Source organism: Caballeronia sp. LZ062, assembly GCF_031450785.1.
In the GTDB taxonomy this organism is placed as follows: domain Bacteria; phylum Pseudomonadota; class Gammaproteobacteria; order Burkholderiales; family Burkholderiaceae; genus Caballeronia.
Genome location: NZ_JARTWB010000001.1, coordinates 372613 through 391501, shown reverse-complemented (window position 1 = coordinate 391501; position 18889 = coordinate 372613). Strand labels below are relative to the sequence as shown.

Here is an 18889-nt window from a genome sequence, read left to right as displayed (position 1 = left end):
AAGGCCGCGCGGCGGCCCTAGACGGGGCGCGAAGCTCGGGCGAGCAGCGTCATCGGACCGAGCGTTTCGACGATGCTGCGTTGTGCATCGTCGCGCACGAAAAGCGAGCCGGCGAAGCCAAGCGCGTTGATCGCGATGCCTTCGACCTCGGGCACCGAGCGCGGCACCGCGAGCATCCAGCGGCGTGTAACGAGCAGGTTGTACGGTGCCGACTGATGCGTCGCCCCGGCAACGTCGAGCGGTTCGACGCCGATCGCGTCGAGCATTGCGCGATACGTGCGTTGCGCGGCCTGCGGCGTGATGCCGGATGCATCGCCGAGCCACGCCGCCGCGTGCCCGAACGCGAGCTGCGGCACGCGAAAGATGGCGTCGCCGCGCGCGGCTTCGATCAACGGCTCGATCGGCGCCGCGCAGCCGTCGAGCGGCAGCCGGACCATCTGCATGTGCTTATGCGGCTGGCTCGACCCGGCGATGGCGCCGCCGTTGTAGAAGCCGAGGCCGTCGAATTCGCTCACGCATGCGAAGAGCGCGGCGAAGTCGTCGGTATCGAGCAGAGACTCTTGTGGCTCGAACTGCGCCGTGACAATCAGCAGGTGATACGGAAGCACATTGAACTTGTTCAGCAACAGGAAGTGCCGCTCGCCGATATCGCCTACGCGCAGCACGTCCTCGCATGGCGAAAACGGATCGCGCCAGGCGCTGGCGGCATCGGTGGCGGACTTGGCCGCGAGCTTCGCCGCCTCGTCCTTGCGCGCGAGGTTCGCGGCCTGCCGCACGAGAAAGGATACGCCAGCGTCTTCGATGACGTGCTGCACCGTATCGAAGGGACGTAGCGCGCCGCACGCGAGCGCGCGCCCGGTTTGCTCGACGACGGCTTGCCACGAAGGCGCCTGAAGTACGGGTCGTTGTGATTGGCTCATGTGTCTGACGAGTGATTGCTGAAGCGAGCATTTTGCTGCTTTTGATCACCTTGCGTTTGGGAGCTGCTTGCTGGGTAGCCGCTTTCCGTACGTAGCGCATCAATGCGCCTCGATAGTTCGGACTTTTCAGCGTTCAATTCCGGCATTCGTTTGGATAGACTTCCTGCCACTTGGTCGTTCGCGGATGCAGTTAATCATTCGCTATGCTTAACGAATGCGCGGCATGACTGAGCGCGTCGGACGCTGCTGCAAAGGCACGCAAGGAACCGGTTCACAACATGTGGCTCTCCTCCACGGCGTATCACCTCAATTTATTTCGTTTCTATCAAGAGGCACATCATGCAAAAGATCGACCGCGCTGCTCTGGTTCAGGCAAACATCGCTGGTGGCACGGCCAAGGCGTCGAGCACGTCTTCGTCCAACACCAACGTGACGATCACGATCACGGGGTAAGTCCGCTCGACACCGTAGAACCATCGTTTCAATCGCAATCAACAAAGGTATTCAAATGCAAAAGATCGAACGCGCTGCTCTCGCTCAGGCAAACATCTCTGGCGGCACGGCCAAGGCGTCGAGCTCGTCCTCGACCAGCACCACCGTGGACATCAACATCTCCGCGTAAGGTCGCCGCTCTCCTCGTGAGAGCGTGACTGTGCTTCAGAGGCTCCCGCTCCGGGAGCCTTTGTCTTGGGCGAAGTCATGTCCAATCTTCCTCGCCCCGTTTCGACTCGGGCAACGTCAAACCGGACGCCGGCAACGGCAATGCTGTCTTGTATCGCACCTGCTTGAGCGCGAAGCTCGAGCGGATATTCGACACGCCCGGCATTTTCGTGAGCCGCTCCAGAATGAAGCGTTCCAGCGCCGCGACGTCGGGCAGCACTACGCGCAGTAGGTAGTCAGCATCGCCCGTCATGAGGTAGCACTCCATCACCTCGGGACGCTCGCTGATCGCCTGCTCGAAACGCGCGAGCGCGTCCTTGATCTGCTTCTCCAGACTCACCTGAATGAACACGTTGATGCTCAAGCCGAGCGCCTCGGGGTTGAGCAACGTGACGTGCTGCTTGAATAACCCGGCCTTTTCCAGGGCACGCACGCGGTTGAAGCACGGCGTCGGCGACAGGTTGACGGCACGCGCCAACTCCGAATTGGTGACGCGCGCATTCTGCTGAAGCGCATTGAGAATACCAATATCGGTGCGGTCCAGCCGCTCCTTCGCTTGCGAGCTCATAGTTGGAAGATTCCTGTTTTGCGGGTTTTCGAGGAATAAACACCCTACCGTAAAGCGCGCCGGCAGCCAAATGAGATGCACATTCTGCGCGGGGCTGGTTATCCTCGATTGATACCAGCCAGCCAGCGGAGTCGCGCCATGACGGACTTGTCGAACGGAACGAGCCAGCTTCTTTCTCTCGCGCGGGGTCGCGAAGATGCCGACCCCGGCGAAACCGCCGAATGGCTGGACGCGCTCGATGCGGTCGTCGCGCACGTCGGCAAGGAGCGCGCGCAGTATCTGTTCGACCGGCTGGCGGAGCACGCGCTGTCGGTCGGGGTGGAATCGGCGCGGGCGCGGGCGACCCCGTATGCCAACACGATTCCCGTCGAACAGCAGCCGCCGTATCCGGGCAATCTCGATATCGAAGAGAAACTCGCGGGCGTGCTGCGCTGGAATGCACTGGCGATGGTCGTGCGCGCAAACCGCGCCTACGGCGAACTCGGCGGCCATATTGCGAGCTACGCGTCCGCCGCTGATCTCTTCGAAGTCGGCTTCAACCACTTCTTTCGCGCGGCGGGCGAAAAGCACGGCGGCGATCTGGTCTACTTCCAGCCGCATTCGTCGCCGGGCGTCTATGCGCGCGCCCTCCTCGAAGGCTTTCTGGATGAAACGCATTTGCAGCACTACCGCCGCGAAATCGCCGGGCCGGGGCTGTGCTCGTATCCGCATCCGTGGCTGATGCCCGACTTCTGGCAGTTTCCGACCGGATCCATGGGCATCGGGCCGATCAACTCCATCTACCAAGCGCGCTTCATGCGCTATCTGCAGAACCGCGGTCTGAAGCAGACGGAGGGGCGCAAGGTCTGGGGCTTCTTCGGCGACGGCGAGATGGACGAACCGGAGTCGATCGGCGCGCTGTCGCTGGCGTCGCGGGAGCGGCTCGACAACCTCGTCTTCGTCATCAACTGCAATCTCCAGCGGCTGGACGGACCGGTGCGCAGCAACGGGCGCATCGTCGATGAGCTGGAGGCGCAGTTCACCGGTGCGGGCTGGAACGTCATCAAGGTGCTGTGGGGATCTGACTGGGATGCGCTCTTCGCCCGCGACCGCACCGGCGCGTTGCTGCGCGCCTTTGCGCATACGGTCGACGGCCAGTTCCAGACGTTTTCGGCCAACGACGGCCGGTACAACCGCGAACGCTTTTTCGGCCAGAACCCCGAGCTGGCCGCGCTCGCTGCGCACTTGTCCGATGAAGACATCGACCGTTTGCGGCGCGGCGGCCACGACGTGCGCAAGCTGCACGCGGCCTACGCGCGAGCGCTGGCGCACACGGGCCAGCCGACGGTGATTCTCGCGAAGACAATGAAAGGCTTCGGCATGGGTACGGCCGGGCAGGGCCGCATGACGACGCATCAGCAAAAGAAGCTCGATTTCGACGACCTCAAAGCATTTCGCGACCGCTTCCGCTTGCCGCTTTCCGATGCCGACGTCGAGGCGCTGAAGTTCTACAAGCCCGCCGACGATGCCCCGGAAATGCGGTATCTGCACGAACGCCGCGCGGCGCTCGGCGGTTATCTGCCTCGGCGGCGCGCTAGGGCGTCGGAATCGCTCGTGCCGCCCGCGCTCGGCACGTGGGCGCAGTTCGCGCTCGACACGGCCGGCAAGGAAATGTCCACGACCATGGCATTCGTGCGTATGCTCGGCAGCCTGATGAAAGACGCGACGCTCGGCCCGCGCATCGTGCCCGTAGTCGCGGACGAGGCGCGCACTTTCGGCATGGCGAATCTGTTTCGGCAAGTGGGCATTTATTCGCCGCTCGGCCAGCTGTACGAGCCGGAAGACATGGGCTCCATGCTTTACTACCGCGAGGACACGCGCGGGCAGATTCTGGAAGAGGGCATTTCCGAGGCGGGCGCCATTTCGTCGTGGATCGCGGCGGCCACGTCCTACAGCGTCCACGACCTGCCGATGCTGCCGTTCTACATCTACTACTCGATGTTCGGCTTCCAGCGCATCGGCGATCTGATTTTCGCGGCGGCGGACCAGCGTTCGCGCGGCTTCCTCATCGGCGCGACGTCGGGGCGCACGACGCTCGGCGGCGAGGGCTTGCAGCATCAGGACGGCACGAGTCATCTGACGGCATCGACCATTCCGAACTGCCGCGCTTACGATCCCGCGTTCGCATACGAAGTGGCGGCGATCGTCGATGAAGGCATGCAGGAAATGTTGATGCAGCAGCGCGACGTCTTCTACTACATCACCGTCACCAACGAGAACTACGCGCAGCCGTCGGCGCCCGGCAAGACGCTCGATCCCGCGACGCGCGCAGGCATTCTGCGCGGCATCCACCGCATTTCGAGCGACGAAGAGGCGAGCGGCGCGCAAGTGCAACTGCTCGGCTCGGGCGCGATTCTCAACGAAGCCATTGCCGCGCGCGCCATGCTGAACGCCGACTGGAACGTCGACGCCGCCGTCTGGAGCGTGACGAGCTACGCGGAACTGCATCGCGACGGCGCGGCGTGCGAGCGCCTCGACCGCGTATCCGACGAGGCGCCGACGCCTTACGTAACCCGTGCGCTGCAAGCGTCGCGCGGGCCGGTGATTGCCGCGACCGACTACGTGCGCGCGTTGCCCGAACTGATCCGCGCGTACGTGCCGCGCCGCTATGTGACGCTCGGCACGGACGGATTCGGGCGCAGCGACACGCGGCAGTCGCTGCGCGCGTTCTTCGAAGTGGACCGCGTGGCGATCGTGCTCTCGGCGCTGAAGGCGCTGGCGGACGACGGCGTGGTCGAGCGCGCGGTGCTCGAGCGTGCGCGCGAGAAGTACGGCGTGGCGCAACCCGAGCGCGACGCACCGTGGACGCGCTAGCCGCGCAGCTTCAGCAGCGTGCGCACTTCGTCGTCGCTCGTCTGGTCGAAGTCGATGTAGAACTGGCCGACGCCCAGAAAATGACGCGGCTGGAGCACGCAGACACATGCGTCGACGACGCCCGCCAAGCGCGTTGCGGCATCTTCGGGCGACACCGGCACTGCTGCGACCACTTGCGCGGGCGGCGCGTCGCCGTTACGCAGCGACATCACGGCGGCGCGCAGCGTGGCGCCGGTGGCCATGCCGTCGTCCACGACGATTGCCACTTTGCCTGCCGTATCGAGCGGCGGGCGCAATCCGCGATACATCGCCTCGCGTCGCGCCAGTTCCGCGCGCTCGCGTTCGATCACGGCGTCGAGTTCGAATGTGCTCACGCCCGCATAGTCGACGATGCGCTCATCGAGATAAAAGGCGTCGCCGGATGCGATGGCGCCCATAGCGAGCTCCGGCTGATACGGCACGCCCAGCTTGCGCACGACGAGCACGTCCATCTCGACGCCGAGTGCGCTCGCCACTTCAAACGCGACCGGCACGCCGCCGCGCGGCAGTCCGAGCACGATGACGTCGTCGCGGTGTGCGTAGTCCGAAAGCAGCGCGGCGAGTTCGCGGCCGGCCTCGCGCCGGTCTCTGAAAATGGAGTTCATGTCGCTTGAATGCTGCCGGCGCGCGTGGCTTCGTGCGAGACGAACGTGCGTGCAACGCCCGACTACGTCCGGCGCATTGCCATGAGCCGATGCCTTTTGCGAAACGACACCTGCATCCGGTGCACGCGTCTCGTCCTTCTACATCGTAGGCGAAAAGCGCCGCGTGTCCCATCTGTCTGACGCGCGGAGCGACGTATCGCTGAACCGCGTAGAACTAGGTGCCGGCGGAGCAACCCGTGATTTTTTTTGCGTAAGCGCTAGGCGCTCCGCGTCGAACCGCCTCTGCACGACGGTCGGAGCGTGCGCGGGCTACACGCGAGCAGCGTGCCTCGTAAAGAGAAGAATCCGGCTGGCCCGGCACGAGAATAGGCGCTGACGCAGACGCAACCCGCCGATTGAAGCCGCGCATTCCCTTGAAGATTGAAACGCCCAGAATTGCACGGACCGCGTCCAACGCGATGCCGTCATCGAGCGAAATGCCCTGCGAATCCAGTACCCGGCCCGATTCGCCGCAAGTTGACGTCCATTCAGCGCCGAACGCGATCGAAGCCGCGCAGCAAAAAAAAAGCGCCCCGAGCCGGGGCGCTTTTGCACGAGGGATTCGAACGCTCAGGGATTCGCGCGCACTGCGTCCCTGACAGCGTCCATCACGATGCCGTAATTGAGCGGAATGTCCAGCGAATCCGAGTAGCCCGTTTGTTCGGCTGACTCGGCGGGCGCGGCGCCGACCGGAATCGGCTCGTAGGCAGTCTCGCCTGCCGGATTGTTGCGTCCTTCGATGGCACCCTGCAATTGCGGATTCTTCACGGTTAACTCCTTTCCGGTAATGGAGCGGCGAGGACCTGCAAGATAAACCAATGTCATGACAACTTGACGACTTCCATTAAGCACTCTTTCGAAACATGCGCGTCCGGCGCGCCGGTATTCGCCGTCATGACGCGGTTTCAAAGGGCGCGGGGGCTCTAGTGTAAAGGCGGCGCGAGCCGGGAGAGGCGCGTTTGCGTTATGACGGCCGCGTGGCGGTATCGCGCCCGATGCTACGAAAGCGGCGCGGAAATTGCATCTGTCGGACGCTGAGCGTCGTTCGGCGAGGCAGCGTCCCGGTCGGATCGTCCTCACGAACGGCTGTTCGCAGAAAGGAATCCGAACGATCAGGATCCGTTGATCGAGCTTTCCTTTCTCGCATCCGGCCAGAGAGGCGCGTGCGGCCACCCTGTGCGCGCGGCAAAAACAAGGAGAAAAAACATGAGCAAGATCGCGATCATCGGCGCGACGGGCAATGTCGGAAGCCGGATCACGCACGAAGCGTTGCGGCGCGGACACACCGTGACGGCGCTCGCTCGCGATACATCGAAACTGGAAGTTCGCGACGGTGTCAGCGCGCGGAACGTCGATGCGCTCGACGTAGACGCGCTCGCCGACGCCGTCGCCGGCCACGACGCCGTGTTCAGCGCGACGCGCTTCGCGACCGTGACCGAGAGCGCGATCGTCGGCGCGGTCAAGCGCGCGGGCGTGGAGCGCTTGCTCGTGGTGGGCGGGGCGGGCAGCTTATATGTGGCGCCGGGCCAGCGCGTGCTCGATGCACCCGGCTTTCCCGACGCCTACCGCGCCGAAGCGACGGCGGGCGCCGCATTTCTCGATGCCCTTCGCCGGGAGCGCGATCTGAACTGGACGTTCGTGTCGCCGTCGGCGGAGTTCGTGAGCGGCCCGCGCACGCAGCGTTTCCGCATTGGTGTCGACGAACTGCTCGTCGACGCCAATGGCAGAAGCTGGATTTCCTTCGACGATTTCGCCATCGCGTTTCTCGACGAATTCGAGCGCGGGGCGCATATCAAACAGCGGTTCACGGTCGGATATTGACCAACAGAGACGGCGAGACCGCCTCCGCTGACGTTCAGCCGTGAACGTCAGCCTCCGCTTCCTCGGTCTTGGGCATCGCGGCGGCGAGAATCATCGCCGATGCGTTCTGTGGCTTCGGATCGCGCTGCGACGGCCGATAAACCTGATCCCCGCGATGAATCGGCATCCCCGAGAGCGAGCAAACGCCCTCGCCGGTCGCCGTGGTGGCGCGCCAGCCCTGATAACCGTAATGGCAGGTGCCGGGGTCGGACCAATAGACGAGCGCCGTGGCGCTGCTCGGCCGCTCGATCACACGGACGATGGCTTGGGGGAACGGAAGGCGGTCGTTGGACTCGCGCGGGTGCGTGCGATTCCAGTCGCGCGTCAGGCGCTCGAGGAATGCGCTCTCGGCACGAGCCGTTTTCTGCGACGGCGCACTGCGCCCTGTTTCGGCGGGCGCCGTTTCAAGTTGGTGGACGGTCTGTGACCACGGGTCCGCTCTTTTCGAAAAAGCTGTCATGGCATTGTTCCAGGCTTTGACTCGACCTAGAACGTACGTCATTCAGCATATTCCGATAAATACGGTATAGGTGAAAACACTGTCCCGCTGTTACGAATAATCCGAAAGAGCGTCGCTCGGCGGACCGCCGATACACCGTCGGCCCCGCTCAGAGCCTTGTGCTGCGGACCTCCGCGTAGGCTTTCGTGTTAGACGGAGGGAGGCGGGCGGGGGCTTCTGAGCCGCCATCGGGAGACGAAGAGGTCGGCTTGCCCGCACGCCCGACGTCGGATTTGCGGCGAAACGGAGGCTAGACCTGCGTCCGCCGCAAGAGGCGGAAGCCGTGAGGTGCCGCCGTGTCAAACGCAGCCGAGGTTCGAGCGCCCGGCCAACGCTATTTCAACAGCAGCGCCGAAGTGGATCGCAGCGGACCGCCGGCAGACCGCTGGCCCCGGGCGTAGCCTTGCGCAGCAAGGCTTAGCCCGGGTTGAGGGATCGGGCGGAGGCCGGATCAGACTGGGCTGTTGAACGGATGACTGCCGCGCGAACAGCGCGTCTGCCTGTCACGGACGACGTGCGAATCATCGGGGAACGCGTGCAAAGCCTGCGTCAGTCGCGTGAGGGGCGCGATCCATGAGGTGTCGGCGTCGCTCGGACCGGACCAGGACCAAAGCATATGGCCCACGCCAGTCCCGCACTCGGCAAGGCCGCGCGCCGGTCCGCCAGTGCGCCCTCAGCCCGCCACCGCTCGCGCCGCCGCGCGCCCGCGCAGCCATTCGAGCACGAGCAGCAACCCCGTCGAAAACACAATCAAGATAGTCGCGAGCGCGGCAATCGTCGGACTAATGTTCTCGCGAATGCCGGTGAACATTTGGCGGGGCAGCGTCGTCTGGTCCGCGCCGGCGAGGAACAGCGTGACGACGACCTCGTCGAACGAAGTGGCGAAGGCGAACAGCGCGCCCGACATCACGCCCGGCGCAATGACCGGCAGAGTCACGCGGAAAAACGTCGTCAGCGGATTCGCGCCGAGCGACTGGCTCGCGCGCACCAGATTCGTGTTGAAGTTCTGCAACGTCGCCCCGACCGTCGTCACGACGAACGGCACGCCGAGCGCCGCGTGCGCCAGAATCAGCCCGAAATAGGTGTTCGCAATCCCGAGCGGCGCGAAGAACAGATACATGCCGACGCCGACGACGATCACCGGCACGATCATCGGCGAAATCAGCACGGCCATGAGCAAGCCCTTGCCGGCGAAATTCGCCTTTGTCAGCCCGACGGCGGCGAGCGTCCCGAGTATCGTCGCGACGATCGTCGCGGAAGGCGCCACGATGAAGCTGTTCTTCGCCGCCATGCGCCATTCGTCGGACATCGCGAGGTTCTGGTACCAGCGCAGCGAGAAGCCGGGGATCGGATAGACGAGGAACGTGCTCGACGAAAACGAAAGCGGCACGATCGCCAGCACCGGTAGAATCAGATACAGCAACGTCAGCACGCAAAAGATGCGCAACGCGAAATACCAGATGCGTTCGACGACCGACGTATGCGGCGCGAACATCGGTTTAGCGAATTTCATGTCTCACCCCAGGCTCACGTTCGAGCGCGTGAAGCGCCCATACACCACGTACAGCACGAGCGTCGCCGCGAGCAGCAGTGCACCGAGCGCGCAGGCCATGCCCCAGTTGATCGTCACGTTCGTGAAATAGGCGATGTAATAGCTGACCATCTGGTCGTTCGGTCCGCCGAGCAGCGCGGGCGTGAGGTAGTAGCCGATCGCGAGAATGAACACGAGCAGCACGCCCGCGCCGATGCCCGGATACGTCTGCGGCACGTACACGCGCCAGAACGCGGCGAACGGATGGCTGCCGAGCGACACGGCGGCGCGTTGATACGTGGGCGGCACCGACTTCATGACGCTGTAGAGCGGCAGGATCATGAACGGCAGCAGAATATGCGTCATCGAGATATACACGCCCACGCGATTGAACAGCAGCGCGAGCGGCGAGCCGATCAGCCCGCTGCCGATCAGCGCCTTGTTCACGAGCCCTTCGCTTTGCAGCAGCACGATCCACGCGGCGACGCGCACCAGCACGGACGTCCAGAACGGAATCAGCACGAGCACCATGACGAGGTTCGCGCGCCGGGCCGGCAGCGTCGAAATCCAGTAGGCAAGCGGGTAGCCCAGCAACAGCGCGAAGAAGGTCACGGCGAAGCCGATGACGAACGTGCGCCCGAAGACGTTCAAATAGATGGATTGGTCCGGGTCCGCATGGACGATGCTGCCGAATCCGTCCTGCTTGTGATCGAGCGATGCGAGCAGATAAAACGGCGAGTAGTGGCCCGCGTTTCTCGCAATGGCTTGCCAATACGCCGGATCGTTCCACCTTTCGTCGATTTCGACGATCTTCGCGCGCACCTGCGACGCGGTGAGCGGCTTGCCGTCGTCATCGGTGAGCGGCATCGCGCGGGCCGTCTTTGCCACGAGCGACCGATAGCCGGGAATCTCCGTGTTCAGACGCCGGGCGAGCGCGCCGAGCGATTCGCCTTCCTGAATCGCCGTCAGGTCTTGCGCGAGCGCGGCATACGCGGCGTCCGGCGGTGCGGCCTTGCGATCCCAGCCGGACAGTGCCGCGCCGGTGTGCGGCAGCGCGCCCGCGACTTCGGGATTCTGCACGGCGCGCGTGAGCAGCGCGCCGATCGGCACCACGAAAATCAGGAACAGGAAGATAGCGAGCGGCGCGATGAGCGCGAGCGCCATCGCGCGCTTTTTCGCATCGACGAGCTTCAGTTCGCGTTTCAGGCGCGCGCTGGATTCGCGCGACTCGTCCGCGGCGATCGTCATGGTGTTCACGGTTAAGTCTCCGGCAACGTCGTTACTCGCGGTCGCGCTCGAGGTCGCGCGACCGCGATTCAGCCTGCTTTACTTGGACGCCCAAGCCGTGAACCGCTGCTCCAGTTCGTCGCCGTGATCGGTCCAGAACGCCATGTCCTGCAACACGGCGTCCTTCGCGTTGGCGGGCGAGTTCGGCATGTCGGCCTGCGTCTTGGCATCGAGCGCGGCGATCGCCTTCTTGTTCACCGGGCCGTAGGCGATGTGCTGCGCATAGGTTTCCTGCGGCTTCTGCGATACCGAATACGCGATGTATTGCGTCGCCACGTCCTTGTTGGGCGAGCCCTTCGGAATGGCCCAGTAGTCGAGGTCGTAGATGCTGCCGGTCCAGACCACTTTCAGGTTCTTGCCTTCCTTGCGCGCCGCGTCGATGCGGCCGTTGTAGGCGGTGGACATCACGACGTCGCCCGCGACCAGGAACTGCGGCGGCTGCGCGCCCGCTTCCCACCACTGGATGCTCGGCTTCAGTTCGTCCAGCTTCTTGAACGCGCGGTCCGCGCCGGCTTTGGTGCCGAGCACCTTGTAGACGTCTTTCGGCGCGACGCCGTCGGCCATCAGCGCGAATTCGAGGTTGTAGCGCGCGCCCTTGCGCATCCCGCGCTTGCCAGGGAATTTCTTCGTGTCCCAGAAATCCGCCCAGTTGGCGGGGCCGCTCTTCAGCTTGTCGGCGTTGTACGCGAGCGCCGTCGACCACACGAAGAAGCCGACGCCGCATGTTTGCGGCGACTCGGGCACGAGATCCGATTTTTTCGCGATCTTCGACCAGTCGAGCTTTTCGTAAAGGCCTTCGTCGCAGCCGCGCCCGAGATCGCCGGATTCGACTTCGACCACGTCCCAATTCACGTGCTTGGCTTCGACCATCGCCTTGACCTTGGCCTGCTCGCCGTTGTACTCGACGGCAGTCACTTTGTTCTTGGTCGACTGCTCGAACGGCTGGTTGAACGCGACCTTCTGCGCGTCACCGTTCGCGCCGCCGAAATTGACGACGGTGATTTCCGCCGCCACCGATGCGCCCGACGCGCAAGCGAGTGCGGCTGCGGCCGCGATGGAACACAGTGCGAACTTCTTCATGATGGTTTCCTCTGTCTGCTTGGTTTTATCGGATGACGGCAAGTGGAACGGCGTGGCCGCGCACGCATGAAGGCGGGTTCAGGCGAATACGCGCAGATGCTCGGGAGCGAATTCCAGCGCGACCGGCGCGCCGGGCGTGAAGCCGTCAAGCGCCGTGGTGCCGAGCGGCACCTTCACGAAGCATTCGTCCTGGTCGCGCACGCCGCAACGCATACGCACGTGGTCGCCAAAATAGATGAGGCTTTTTGCTTCGCCCGCGAGCGCGTTGCCGTGTCCGTTGGCACGCCCGGCGCTTGCCGCGAGCTTCATCCGCTCGGGACGAATACACGCGATGGCCTGCGCTCCGGCCTTGGCCTTCGCGACGTTAAGCCCCGAGAGCCGGGTGCCGTCCGCCAGACGAATCTGGCAGTAATCGCCCTGTGTCTGTTCGATGGTGCCGCGCAGCCGGTTACTGTCGCCGATGAAGTTCGCGACGAACTCGTTGCAGGGCGCTTCGTAGAGGTGATCGACCGTGTCGAGTTGTTGCACGATGCCCTTGTCGAACACGGCGACGCGGTCCGACATGGTGAGCGCCTCGCCCTGATCGTGCGTGACATAGACGAACGTGACGCCGAGCTTCTCGTGCAGCGACTTCAGCTCGTACTGCATATGCTCGCGCAATTGCTTGTCGAGCGCGCCGAGCGGCTCGTCCATCAGCACGAGCTTCGGTTCGAACACGAGCGCGCGGGCAAGCGCAATGCGCTGCTGCTGGCCGCCCGAAAGCTGCGCCGGATAACGCTTCGCGAAGCTCTCCATGCGCACCATGCGCAGTGCGTCGTTCACGCGATGCGCGCGTTCCTCGGCGGACATTTTGCGCACCGTCAGCGGATATTCGACGTTCTGCTGCACCGACAAGTGCGGAAAAAGCGCGTAGTTCTGAAACACCATGCCGATGTCGCGCTTGTGCGGCGGCACTTTGTTGAGCAGCTTGCCGTCCAGCCGGATCTCGCCGCCCGTCGGAAACTCGAAGCCCGCCAGCATCATGAGGCACGTGGTCTTGCCCGACCCCGACGGCCCGAGCAGCGTGAGGAACTCGCCCTGATAGATGTCGAGGTCGAGAGACTTCACGACGAGCGTTTCGCCGTCATAGGTCTTCCGAACACCGCGAAAGCTGACGATCACCTGATCGGATTTCATCGCTCTGTCTCCCTGGTCAAGCGTGCCGCGTGGCGCGGTTGCCGCTGTTGTCCGAAATCTTGAAGAACCGGAAATTTTTTCCACCGTTTCCGCTAACTATAGCCTGACAGGGTTCTACAATGAGGAACCATTTCAATATTCATCGGGGAACCACTTAGACCGCTTCGGCGCGTGGCTCCTCAGGGGAAGAATGCCTTGGACACGATCATCCTCGCGGACTGGCTGAGCACGCAACTGGACCGCAAACGCGACGAACCGATGTACCGGCAAGTGCTGGCGCTGATGCAGCAGGCCATTCTGACCGGCCGCCTCGCGTCGGGGACGAAGCTGCCGAGTTCGCGCACGCTCGCGCTCGACCTCGGCATCGCACGCAACACCGTGCTGCACGTCTACGACCAGTTGACGGCGGAAGGCTATGTCACCTCGACGACGGGCAGCGGCACCTATGTGGCCGACACCGCGCCGGACGACGGGGCGTTGTCGCGCAAGAATCGCGAGCCGCTCGAGGAGGCACCGCGCAAGCCGTGCATTCTCTCGAAGCGCGGCGAGCGGCTCATCGCGCAGGCGGGTGTGGCGCCGAAACAGTGGGGCGCGTTCATGCCGGGCGTGCCGGATGTCTCGGAGTTCCCGGCGCGCACGTGGAGCCGTTTGCAGGCGCGGCTCTGGAAGCGCGCGGGCCCGGAGTTGCTCACGTATGCGCCGGGCGGCGGCTACCGGCCGCTGCGCCGCGCGTTGTCGGACTACCTGCGCGTCGCGCGCTCGGTGAAGTGCAGTCCGGACCAGATCATCATTACGACGGGTATTCATCAGTCGATCGACTTGACGGTGCGCCTTCTGACGGATACCGGCGATCGCGCGTGGGTGGAAGAGCCGTGCTATTGGGGCGTGCGCAGCGTGCTGCAATCGTCGGGCTTGTCGCTCGTGCCGGTGCCCGTCGATGCCGAAGGGCTGAACCCGACGCCGCGCGACATGAACACGCCCCCGCGCATCGCGCTCGTCACGCCTTCGCATCAGTATCCGCTCGGCATGGTGATGAGTCTCGCGCGACGGCGCGCGCTGCTGGAATTCGCGCGGCAGCATGGCGTGTGGATCATCGAAGACGATTACGACAGCGAGTTCCGCTATGGCAGCCGGCCGCTGTCCTCGCTACAGGGACTCGACGACGCGGGACAGGTCATCTATGTCGGCAGCCTCGGCAAGATGCTGTTTCCCGGTCTGCGCATGGGCTACATGGTCGTGCCGGAAAATCTTGTCGATACGTTTCGCACAGGCGTTGCGGAGCTGTATCGCGAGGGACAACTCATGCAGCAGGCCGTGCTGACCGAGTTCATTCTCGACGGCCATCTCACGTCGCATGTGCGGCGCATGCGCGGCCTGTATGGCGAGCGGCGCGAGATGCTTATCAACGCCATCAGGGCGCGTTTCGGCGATTCACTCGCGGTTCGCGGCGACGAAGCGGGTCTGCATTTCGTGCTGGAATTGCCCGACGCTGCCGACGATCGCGCCATTGCCGACGCCGCGTTGGCGGCGGGCGTGGTCACGCGTCCGCTCGTGCAGTACTACTTGAATCGCGATGCGGCGCGCAAAGGCTTGATGCTCGGTTACGCATGCGTGCCTAATGCGGACATCGCGCCCGCCTTCGAGAAGCTGGCGGGCGTGATCGAGCGTGCCTTGACGGCGGTGGAAGTGGCTTAGGAAAGCGTGATGGATTCGCCGCAGTCCTGCGCGGACTTCGGCGCGTCAGCGGATGCGGGCTGCACGAACGGCCGCCACACCGGCGCGGTGAGCGCGAAATCATCGAGCATGGAATACTGCTCGAACGACGTGTCGTCGAACATGGTCGACCTCGTTATTTAGTTAGGTAAGCGAATCAAATCAACGTGCGGCGACGTTGTTCTGCGCCGGCGAACCGTTCGCATACTCCACGATCGCGCGATTGTGCGCTTCGGCCTGCGCGGCCACCGCGTCGCCCCACATGCTGCGCGAAGGATACGTATTGCGATTCAGAGCCGGCAGCGAGCCGTTGGAATAGGCGGCGGCCAATTCCGCACGCACTTGCGCACGCGTCTTCGGCGCTTCGCTCGCGCTCGACGTGGTTTGAGTCGGCGTCAGATACGTGCCTGCACGGCCGATGCCTTGACCGCCATCGGCGAACGCCGTACTAGAGATCACGACCGAGACAGCGGCGAGCGACAGGCTCTTGATCAGATAGCTTTTCATGTTGCGACTCCTTTCGATCCATTCCTTAAGCATCGGGATACGGCGCATTGCATTCGTTGAGCGATGCGTCGTGGCAGGACGAAATGTAGTCGCGTGGTGCCCGCGGATAAATGCCCGATCTGCGAATAGATTTATCGACGTCAGCGAATAATCGCTTGCGGCGTCGTCATGTAAGCGCGTGGGGAAAGAGAACAATGCTTTCCATCATGGCGATGGAAAGCATTCGAGAAAAGAGAACAACAGCGATTGCGTTAGACGACGACGTCCGCCGTGCCTGCCACTTCGGGCGTGCCGTGACGCACGATCATCGGCGATGCGGTGCTCGTCGGCAGGCAACGCTCTTCCGCATCTCTCTGGCCTTGCAGCAGCGGGCAACGCTCGAACAGCTCCGCCACCCAATCGACAAAGACACGCACTTTCGGCGACAAATGCCGATTGTGCGGATAGACCGCGGAAATAGGCATCGGCAGCGGATTCCATTGCGGCAGCACTTCGACCAGCTCGCCCGAGCGCAGATAAGGCAGCGCCATGAAACGCGCTACCTGCACGATGCCGACGCCCTTCAGCCCGCAACTCAGATACGCTTCGGCATCGTTCACCGCGATCATGCCGCGCATCTTCACTTCGATGGTTTCATCGTCCACGACGAAGTCCATGTCCATGATGCGGCCCGTGCGGCTCGAGAAATAATTCACTGCCGTATGGTTTTGCAAATCATCGAGCGTTCGGGGCGTGCCATGACGTTCGAGATATTGCGGGCTTGCCACCGTCACGCCCTGAAACACGCCGATGCGCCGCGCCACAAGACTCGAATCCTGCAGCGTGCCCACGCGAATCACGCAATCGACGCCTTCCTGAATGAGATCCACGGGCTTGTCGCCGAAACCCATCATCAACTCGATATCCGGGTAGCGCGTGTGGAAATCGCATAGCTGCGGCATGACGATGAGACGCCCGATTGCGCCGGGCATGTCCACGCGCAACTTGCCGTGCGGACCTTTGCCGTTATTCGAGAAGGTGCTCTCCGCTTCTTCGATGTCCGCGAGAATGCGCACGCAACGCTCGTAATACGCGGCGCCGTCGGGCGTGAGATTGAGCCTGCGCGTCGTGCGCTGAAGCAGACGCACGTTGAGAAACGCTTCCAGGTTTTGAATGATCGTCGTCACCGAAGCGCGCGGCAGATTCAGCGTATCCGCCGCCCGCGAAAAGCTATTCGTGTCGACGACGCGGGTAAAGACCTGCATTGCTTGTAGCCGATCCATGTTCTCGTACCTTCGATGCTGAGTGAGCGAGGAATTAAGCGGTGGCTAAAAAAGATCGCTGCGCGGCCTAGCCACAGTTGCCACGATTGTTCGGTGCGACCGAATTGTGTTGCCGGATTATAGGCATTTATCTAAAAAGGCGTGGACTCCAGAATTCGCACCATCGCAACTCATGCGCTAAGGCTTTGTTATCAAGGCCGTGCAACGGAATAACCATGGCAACACTGCTGGATCAGGAGTCACGTCCGAGACTGTGCATCGAAGAGGTGCGCATCGCGGGGCACGTCCAGCCCATCGTGCTGCGCAGCTATCGCCCGGCGTCGGACGGCACCGTGCTGCCCATCGTGCTCTACTTTCATGGCGGTGGTTTTACACACGGCGATTTGAATGACGCCGATATCGCGGCCTCGACCATCGCACGCGATACACCGGCGTGGGTCGTGTCGGTCGGCTATTCGCTCGCGCCCGCGTTTCCCTTTCCCGCCGCGCCCGAAGACGGTTATCGTGCGGCGCAATGGGCAGTCGCTCATGCACGCGGACAGCGCGCGGACCCGCAGCGCATGGGCGTAGCGGGTCACGATGCAGGCGGCAATCTCGCTACTTGCGTGGCCGCCATTGCGCGCGACCGAGGTGACATCCGCATGTCCGCGCAAGTGCTCTTGGCGCCGTTGCTCGATCCGAGCATGACGCGCGTGGCCGACGAGCGCAAGGTGCTGTGTCCCGATCTCGAACTGAGTGAATGCGCGCGATGCTATCGCGCGTATCTGCCGAATCCGTCGCAACGTTTGCATCCTTATGCCGCGCCGCTCGAATCGCGCCGTCTCGCTGGCCTGCCTCCTGCATTGATCGCGAGCGCGGAGCATGACCTTCTGCATATCGAAGCCGAGAAATACGCGGCCGAATTGATTGCCGCCGGCGTGCCGACCGAAGTCACGCGCCACTGCAAGGCATCGCATCAGGCGCTCGCCGCGCATTCCGCGGCATTGAACGATGTCGTCGCGTTCTTCAGGAAACGGCTTGCGCGCACCACATAAGCGCAAAGCCACGCACCACAACAATACGAACTCAACGCAACCGGAGCTTTCCATCATGATGTTCACTCGCAAACGCATCTACGCCGCGCTAGGCGCGACGCTGATCATCGCAGGCGCGGGCGGCTATACCGCCTGGCGCGGCCACGGCGACGCGGCCATCAATGAAGCGCACGCCGCGGCACACGCCCCGACCGCCACCGAAGTCGACGTGGCGACCGTCGTGTCGAAGACCATCACCGATTGGCAAAGCTATTCCGGCAGGCTAGAAGCGGTGAATCACGTGGACATTCGCCCGCTCGTGCCCGGCACGATCGTCGCGGTGCATTTCAAGGACGGCGCGCTGGTGAAGAAGGGCGATCCGCTCTTCACCATCGATCCGCGTCCCTATGAGGCCGAGGTCGATCGCGCACAGGCGCAACTCGCGGCGGCGCAGGCGCGCAACGGCTATACATCGACGGATGCCGCGCGCGCGGAACGTCTGCTCTCCGACAACGCCATCGCCAAGCGCGACTACGACGAGAAGCAGAACGCCGCGCGCGAAGCCGTCGCGAACCTGAAGGCCGCGCAGGCCGCGCTCGAAGCCGCGAAGATCAATCTCGCGTACACGCATATCGTCGCGCCCGTGTCGGGCCGCGTGTCGCGCGCGGAGCTGACTGTCGGGAACATCGTCTCGACGGGCGCGAACGCGCCGCTTCTCACGACGCTCGTTTCCGTGTCGCCCATCTATGCATCGTTCGATGTGGACGAGCAAACGTACCTGCGTTATCTGGGCCGCGATGCGGGCAGCACCGTGCCGGTCTCGCTCGGTCTTGCCAACGAAGACGGCTATTCGCGCGAAGGCGTCGTCGATTCGGTCGATAACCGGCTCGACACGACGTCCGGCACCATCCGCGTGCGTGCGCGCTTCAACAATCCGGATGGCTCGCTCGTGCCGGGGCTTTATGCGCGCATCAAGGTGGGCGGAGGGACGCCACATCCGGCCGTGCTCGTGGACGATGCCGCCATCGGCACCGATCAGGACAAGAAGTACGTGATGGTCGTGGACAAGGACAGCCGCGTGCAATACCGCGAAGTGACGCTCGGCCAGACGCATGACGGCTTGCGCGTCATCTCGAAGGGACTCGCGCCCGGCGAGCGCATTGTCGTGAACGGCTTGCAGCGTGTGCGTCCGAACGATGTCGTGAAGGTCAACGCCGTCGCCATGAATAACAGCGGCGATGCGCCCGTGGTGAAGACGGCATCGGCACAGTGATGCG

17 protein-coding genes are annotated in these 18889 nt (G+C 63.6%); 5 read left to right on the top strand and 12 right to left on the bottom strand.

Annotation, left to right across the window (positions count from 1 at the left end; genetic code table 11):
* Nucleotides 1-17: 17 nt before the first annotated feature.
* Nucleotides 18-920 carry a DUF4922 domain-containing protein gene (locus P9239_RS01920; protein WP_309748817.1) on the bottom strand — a complete coding sequence of 301 codons (903 nt, stop codon included), beginning with the start codon at nt 918-920 and terminating at the stop codon, nt 18-20.
* A 697-nt stretch (nt 921-1617) separates the two neighbouring features.
* Entirely contained in the window at nt 1618-2148 is a 531-nt protein-coding gene (locus tag P9239_RS01915) for an Lrp/AsnC family transcriptional regulator (RefSeq protein WP_309749592.1), read from the bottom strand.
* Nucleotides 2149-2286: 138 nt separating this feature from the next.
* Between P9239_RS01915 and mdeB the strand changes: the two genes are divergently transcribed.
* Nucleotides 2287-5001, top strand: a complete 2715-nt coding sequence (mdeB, locus tag P9239_RS01910; protein ID WP_309748816.1) for an alpha-ketoglutarate dehydrogenase — start codon at nt 2287-2289, stop codon at nt 4999-5001.
* Here the strand turns inward: mdeB and P9239_RS01905 are convergent.
* A complete protein-coding gene (locus tag P9239_RS01905) occupies nt 4998-5645 on the bottom strand; it encodes a phosphoribosyltransferase (RefSeq protein WP_309748815.1) in 648 nt (215 codons plus the stop codon). The genes mdeB and P9239_RS01905 overlap by 4 nt on opposite strands.
* A gap of 609 nt (nt 5646-6254) precedes the next feature.
* Nucleotides 6255-6452, bottom strand: a complete 198-nt coding sequence (locus P9239_RS01900; protein WP_309748814.1) for a hypothetical protein — start codon at nt 6450-6452, stop codon at nt 6255-6257.
* Between the two features lie 438 nt (nt 6453-6890).
* Here P9239_RS01900 and P9239_RS01895 point away from each other — a divergent pair, with 438 nt between their 5' ends.
* Nucleotides 6891-7505 carry an NAD(P)-dependent oxidoreductase gene (locus tag P9239_RS01895; protein ID WP_309748813.1) on the top strand — a complete coding sequence of 205 codons (615 nt, stop codon included), beginning with the start codon at nt 6891-6893 and terminating at the stop codon, nt 7503-7505.
* Nucleotides 7506-7539: 34 nt separating this feature from the next.
* Here the strand turns inward: P9239_RS01895 and P9239_RS01890 are convergent, their stop codons facing one another.
* From P9239_RS01890 to P9239_RS01870, 5 genes are all read right to left on the bottom strand, one after another.
* The gene (locus tag P9239_RS01890; protein ID WP_309748812.1) at nt 7540-8004 is read right to left on the bottom strand and encodes a DUF3331 domain-containing protein; all 465 of its coding nucleotides are present in this window, start codon (nt 8002-8004) and stop codon (nt 7540-7542) included.
* A 712-nt stretch (nt 8005-8716) separates the two neighbouring features.
* A complete protein-coding gene (locus tag P9239_RS01885) occupies nt 8717-9556 on the bottom strand; it encodes an ABC transporter permease (RefSeq protein ID WP_309748811.1) in 840 nt (279 codons plus the stop codon).
* Nucleotides 9557-9559: 3 nt separating this feature from the next.
* Nucleotides 9560-10822, bottom strand: a complete 1263-nt coding sequence (locus P9239_RS01880) for an ABC transporter permease (RefSeq protein WP_309749591.1) — start codon at nt 10820-10822, stop codon at nt 9560-9562.
* 78 nt (nt 10823-10900) lie between these two features.
* Entirely contained in the window at nt 10901-11941 is a 1041-nt protein-coding gene (locus tag P9239_RS01875) for an ABC transporter substrate-binding protein (protein ID WP_309748810.1), read from the bottom strand.
* A gap of 78 nt (nt 11942-12019) precedes the next feature.
* Entirely contained in the window at nt 12020-13117 is a 1098-nt protein-coding gene (locus P9239_RS01870) for an ABC transporter ATP-binding protein (RefSeq protein ID WP_309748809.1), read from the bottom strand.
* Nucleotides 13118-13312: 195 nt separating this feature from the next.
* On the opposite strand from P9239_RS01870, the gene P9239_RS01865 reads away from it, so the two are divergent.
* Entirely contained in the window at nt 13313-14812 is a 1500-nt protein-coding gene (locus P9239_RS01865) for a PLP-dependent aminotransferase family protein (RefSeq protein WP_309748808.1), read from the top strand.
* Here the strand turns inward: P9239_RS01865 and P9239_RS01860 are convergent.
* The 3 genes from P9239_RS01860 to P9239_RS01850 form a co-directional block, all read right to left on the bottom strand.
* Nucleotides 14809-14955 (bottom strand): hypothetical protein, encoded by a 147-nt coding sequence (locus P9239_RS01860; RefSeq protein ID WP_309748807.1) that lies wholly within the window; start codon nt 14953-14955, stop codon nt 14809-14811. The genes P9239_RS01865 and P9239_RS01860 overlap by 4 nt on opposite strands.
* 37 nt (nt 14956-14992) lie before the next feature.
* Entirely contained in the window at nt 14993-15337 is a 345-nt protein-coding gene (locus P9239_RS01855; RefSeq protein ID WP_309748806.1) for a DUF4148 domain-containing protein, read from the bottom strand.
* A gap of 251 nt (nt 15338-15588) precedes the next feature.
* The gene (locus P9239_RS01850) at nt 15589-16599 is read right to left on the bottom strand and encodes a LysR family transcriptional regulator (RefSeq protein ID WP_404980154.1); all 1011 of its coding nucleotides are present in this window, start codon (nt 16597-16599) and stop codon (nt 15589-15591) included.
* 215 nt (nt 16600-16814) lie between these two features.
* Between P9239_RS01850 and P9239_RS01845 the strand changes: the two genes are divergently transcribed.
* Both P9239_RS01845 and P9239_RS01840 read left to right on the top strand, forming a co-directional pair.
* On the top strand, nt 16815-17633 hold the full coding sequence (locus P9239_RS01845) for an alpha/beta hydrolase (RefSeq protein WP_309748805.1): 819 nt from the start codon (nt 16815-16817) through the stop codon (nt 17631-17633).
* 55 nt (nt 17634-17688) lie between these two features.
* Nucleotides 17689-18885 (top strand): efflux RND transporter periplasmic adaptor subunit, encoded by a 1197-nt coding sequence (locus tag P9239_RS01840; protein WP_309748804.1) that lies wholly within the window; start codon nt 17689-17691, stop codon nt 18883-18885.
* Nucleotides 18886-18889: the final 4 nt, after the last annotated feature.

Bases quoted from the DNA above. Each gene is read 5' to 3' on its own strand.
- P9239_RS01920 (WP_309748817.1), bottom strand. From the start codon at position 920: ATGAGCCAATCACAACGACCCGTACTTCAGGCGCCTTCGTGGCAAGCC.
- P9239_RS01915 (WP_309749592.1), bottom strand. From the start codon at position 2,148: ATGAGCTCGCAAGCGAAGGAGCGGCTGGACCGCACCGATATTGGTATT.
- mdeB (WP_309748816.1), top strand. From the start codon at position 2,287: ATGACGGACTTGTCGAACGGAACGAGCCAGCTTCTTTCTCTCGCGCGG.
- P9239_RS01905 (WP_309748815.1), bottom strand. From the start codon at position 5,645: ATGAACTCCATTTTCAGAGACCGGCGCGAGGCCGGCCGCGAACTCGCC.
- P9239_RS01895 (WP_309748813.1), top strand. From the start codon at position 6,891: ATGAGCAAGATCGCGATCATCGGCGCGACGGGCAATGTCGGAAGCCGG.
- P9239_RS01890 (WP_309748812.1), bottom strand. From the start codon at position 8,004: ATGACAGCTTTTTCGAAAAGAGCGGACCCGTGGTCACAGACCGTCCAC.
- P9239_RS01885 (WP_309748811.1), bottom strand. From the start codon at position 9,556: ATGAAATTCGCTAAACCGATGTTCGCGCCGCATACGTCGGTCGTCGAA.
- P9239_RS01880 (WP_309749591.1), bottom strand. From the start codon at position 10,822: ATGACGATCGCCGCGGACGAGTCGCGCGAATCCAGCGCGCGCCTGAAA.
- P9239_RS01875 (WP_309748810.1), bottom strand. From the start codon at position 11,941: ATGAAGAAGTTCGCACTGTGTTCCATCGCGGCCGCAGCCGCACTCGCT.
- P9239_RS01870 (WP_309748809.1), bottom strand. From the start codon at position 13,117: ATGAAATCCGATCAGGTGATCGTCAGCTTTCGCGGTGTTCGGAAGACC.
- P9239_RS01860 (WP_309748807.1), bottom strand. From the start codon at position 14,955: ATGTTCGACGACACGTCGTTCGAGCAGTATTCCATGCTCGATGATTTC.
- P9239_RS01855 (WP_309748806.1), bottom strand. From the start codon at position 15,337: ATGAAAAGCTATCTGATCAAGAGCCTGTCGCTCGCCGCTGTCTCGGTC.
- P9239_RS01850 (WP_404980154.1), bottom strand. From the start codon at position 16,599: ATGGATCGGCTACAAGCAATGCAGGTCTTTACCCGCGTCGTCGACACG.
- P9239_RS01845 (WP_309748805.1), top strand. From the start codon at position 16,815: ATGGCAACACTGCTGGATCAGGAGTCACGTCCGAGACTGTGCATCGAA.
- P9239_RS01840 (WP_309748804.1), top strand. From the start codon at position 17,689: ATGATGTTCACTCGCAAACGCATCTACGCCGCGCTAGGCGCGACGCTG.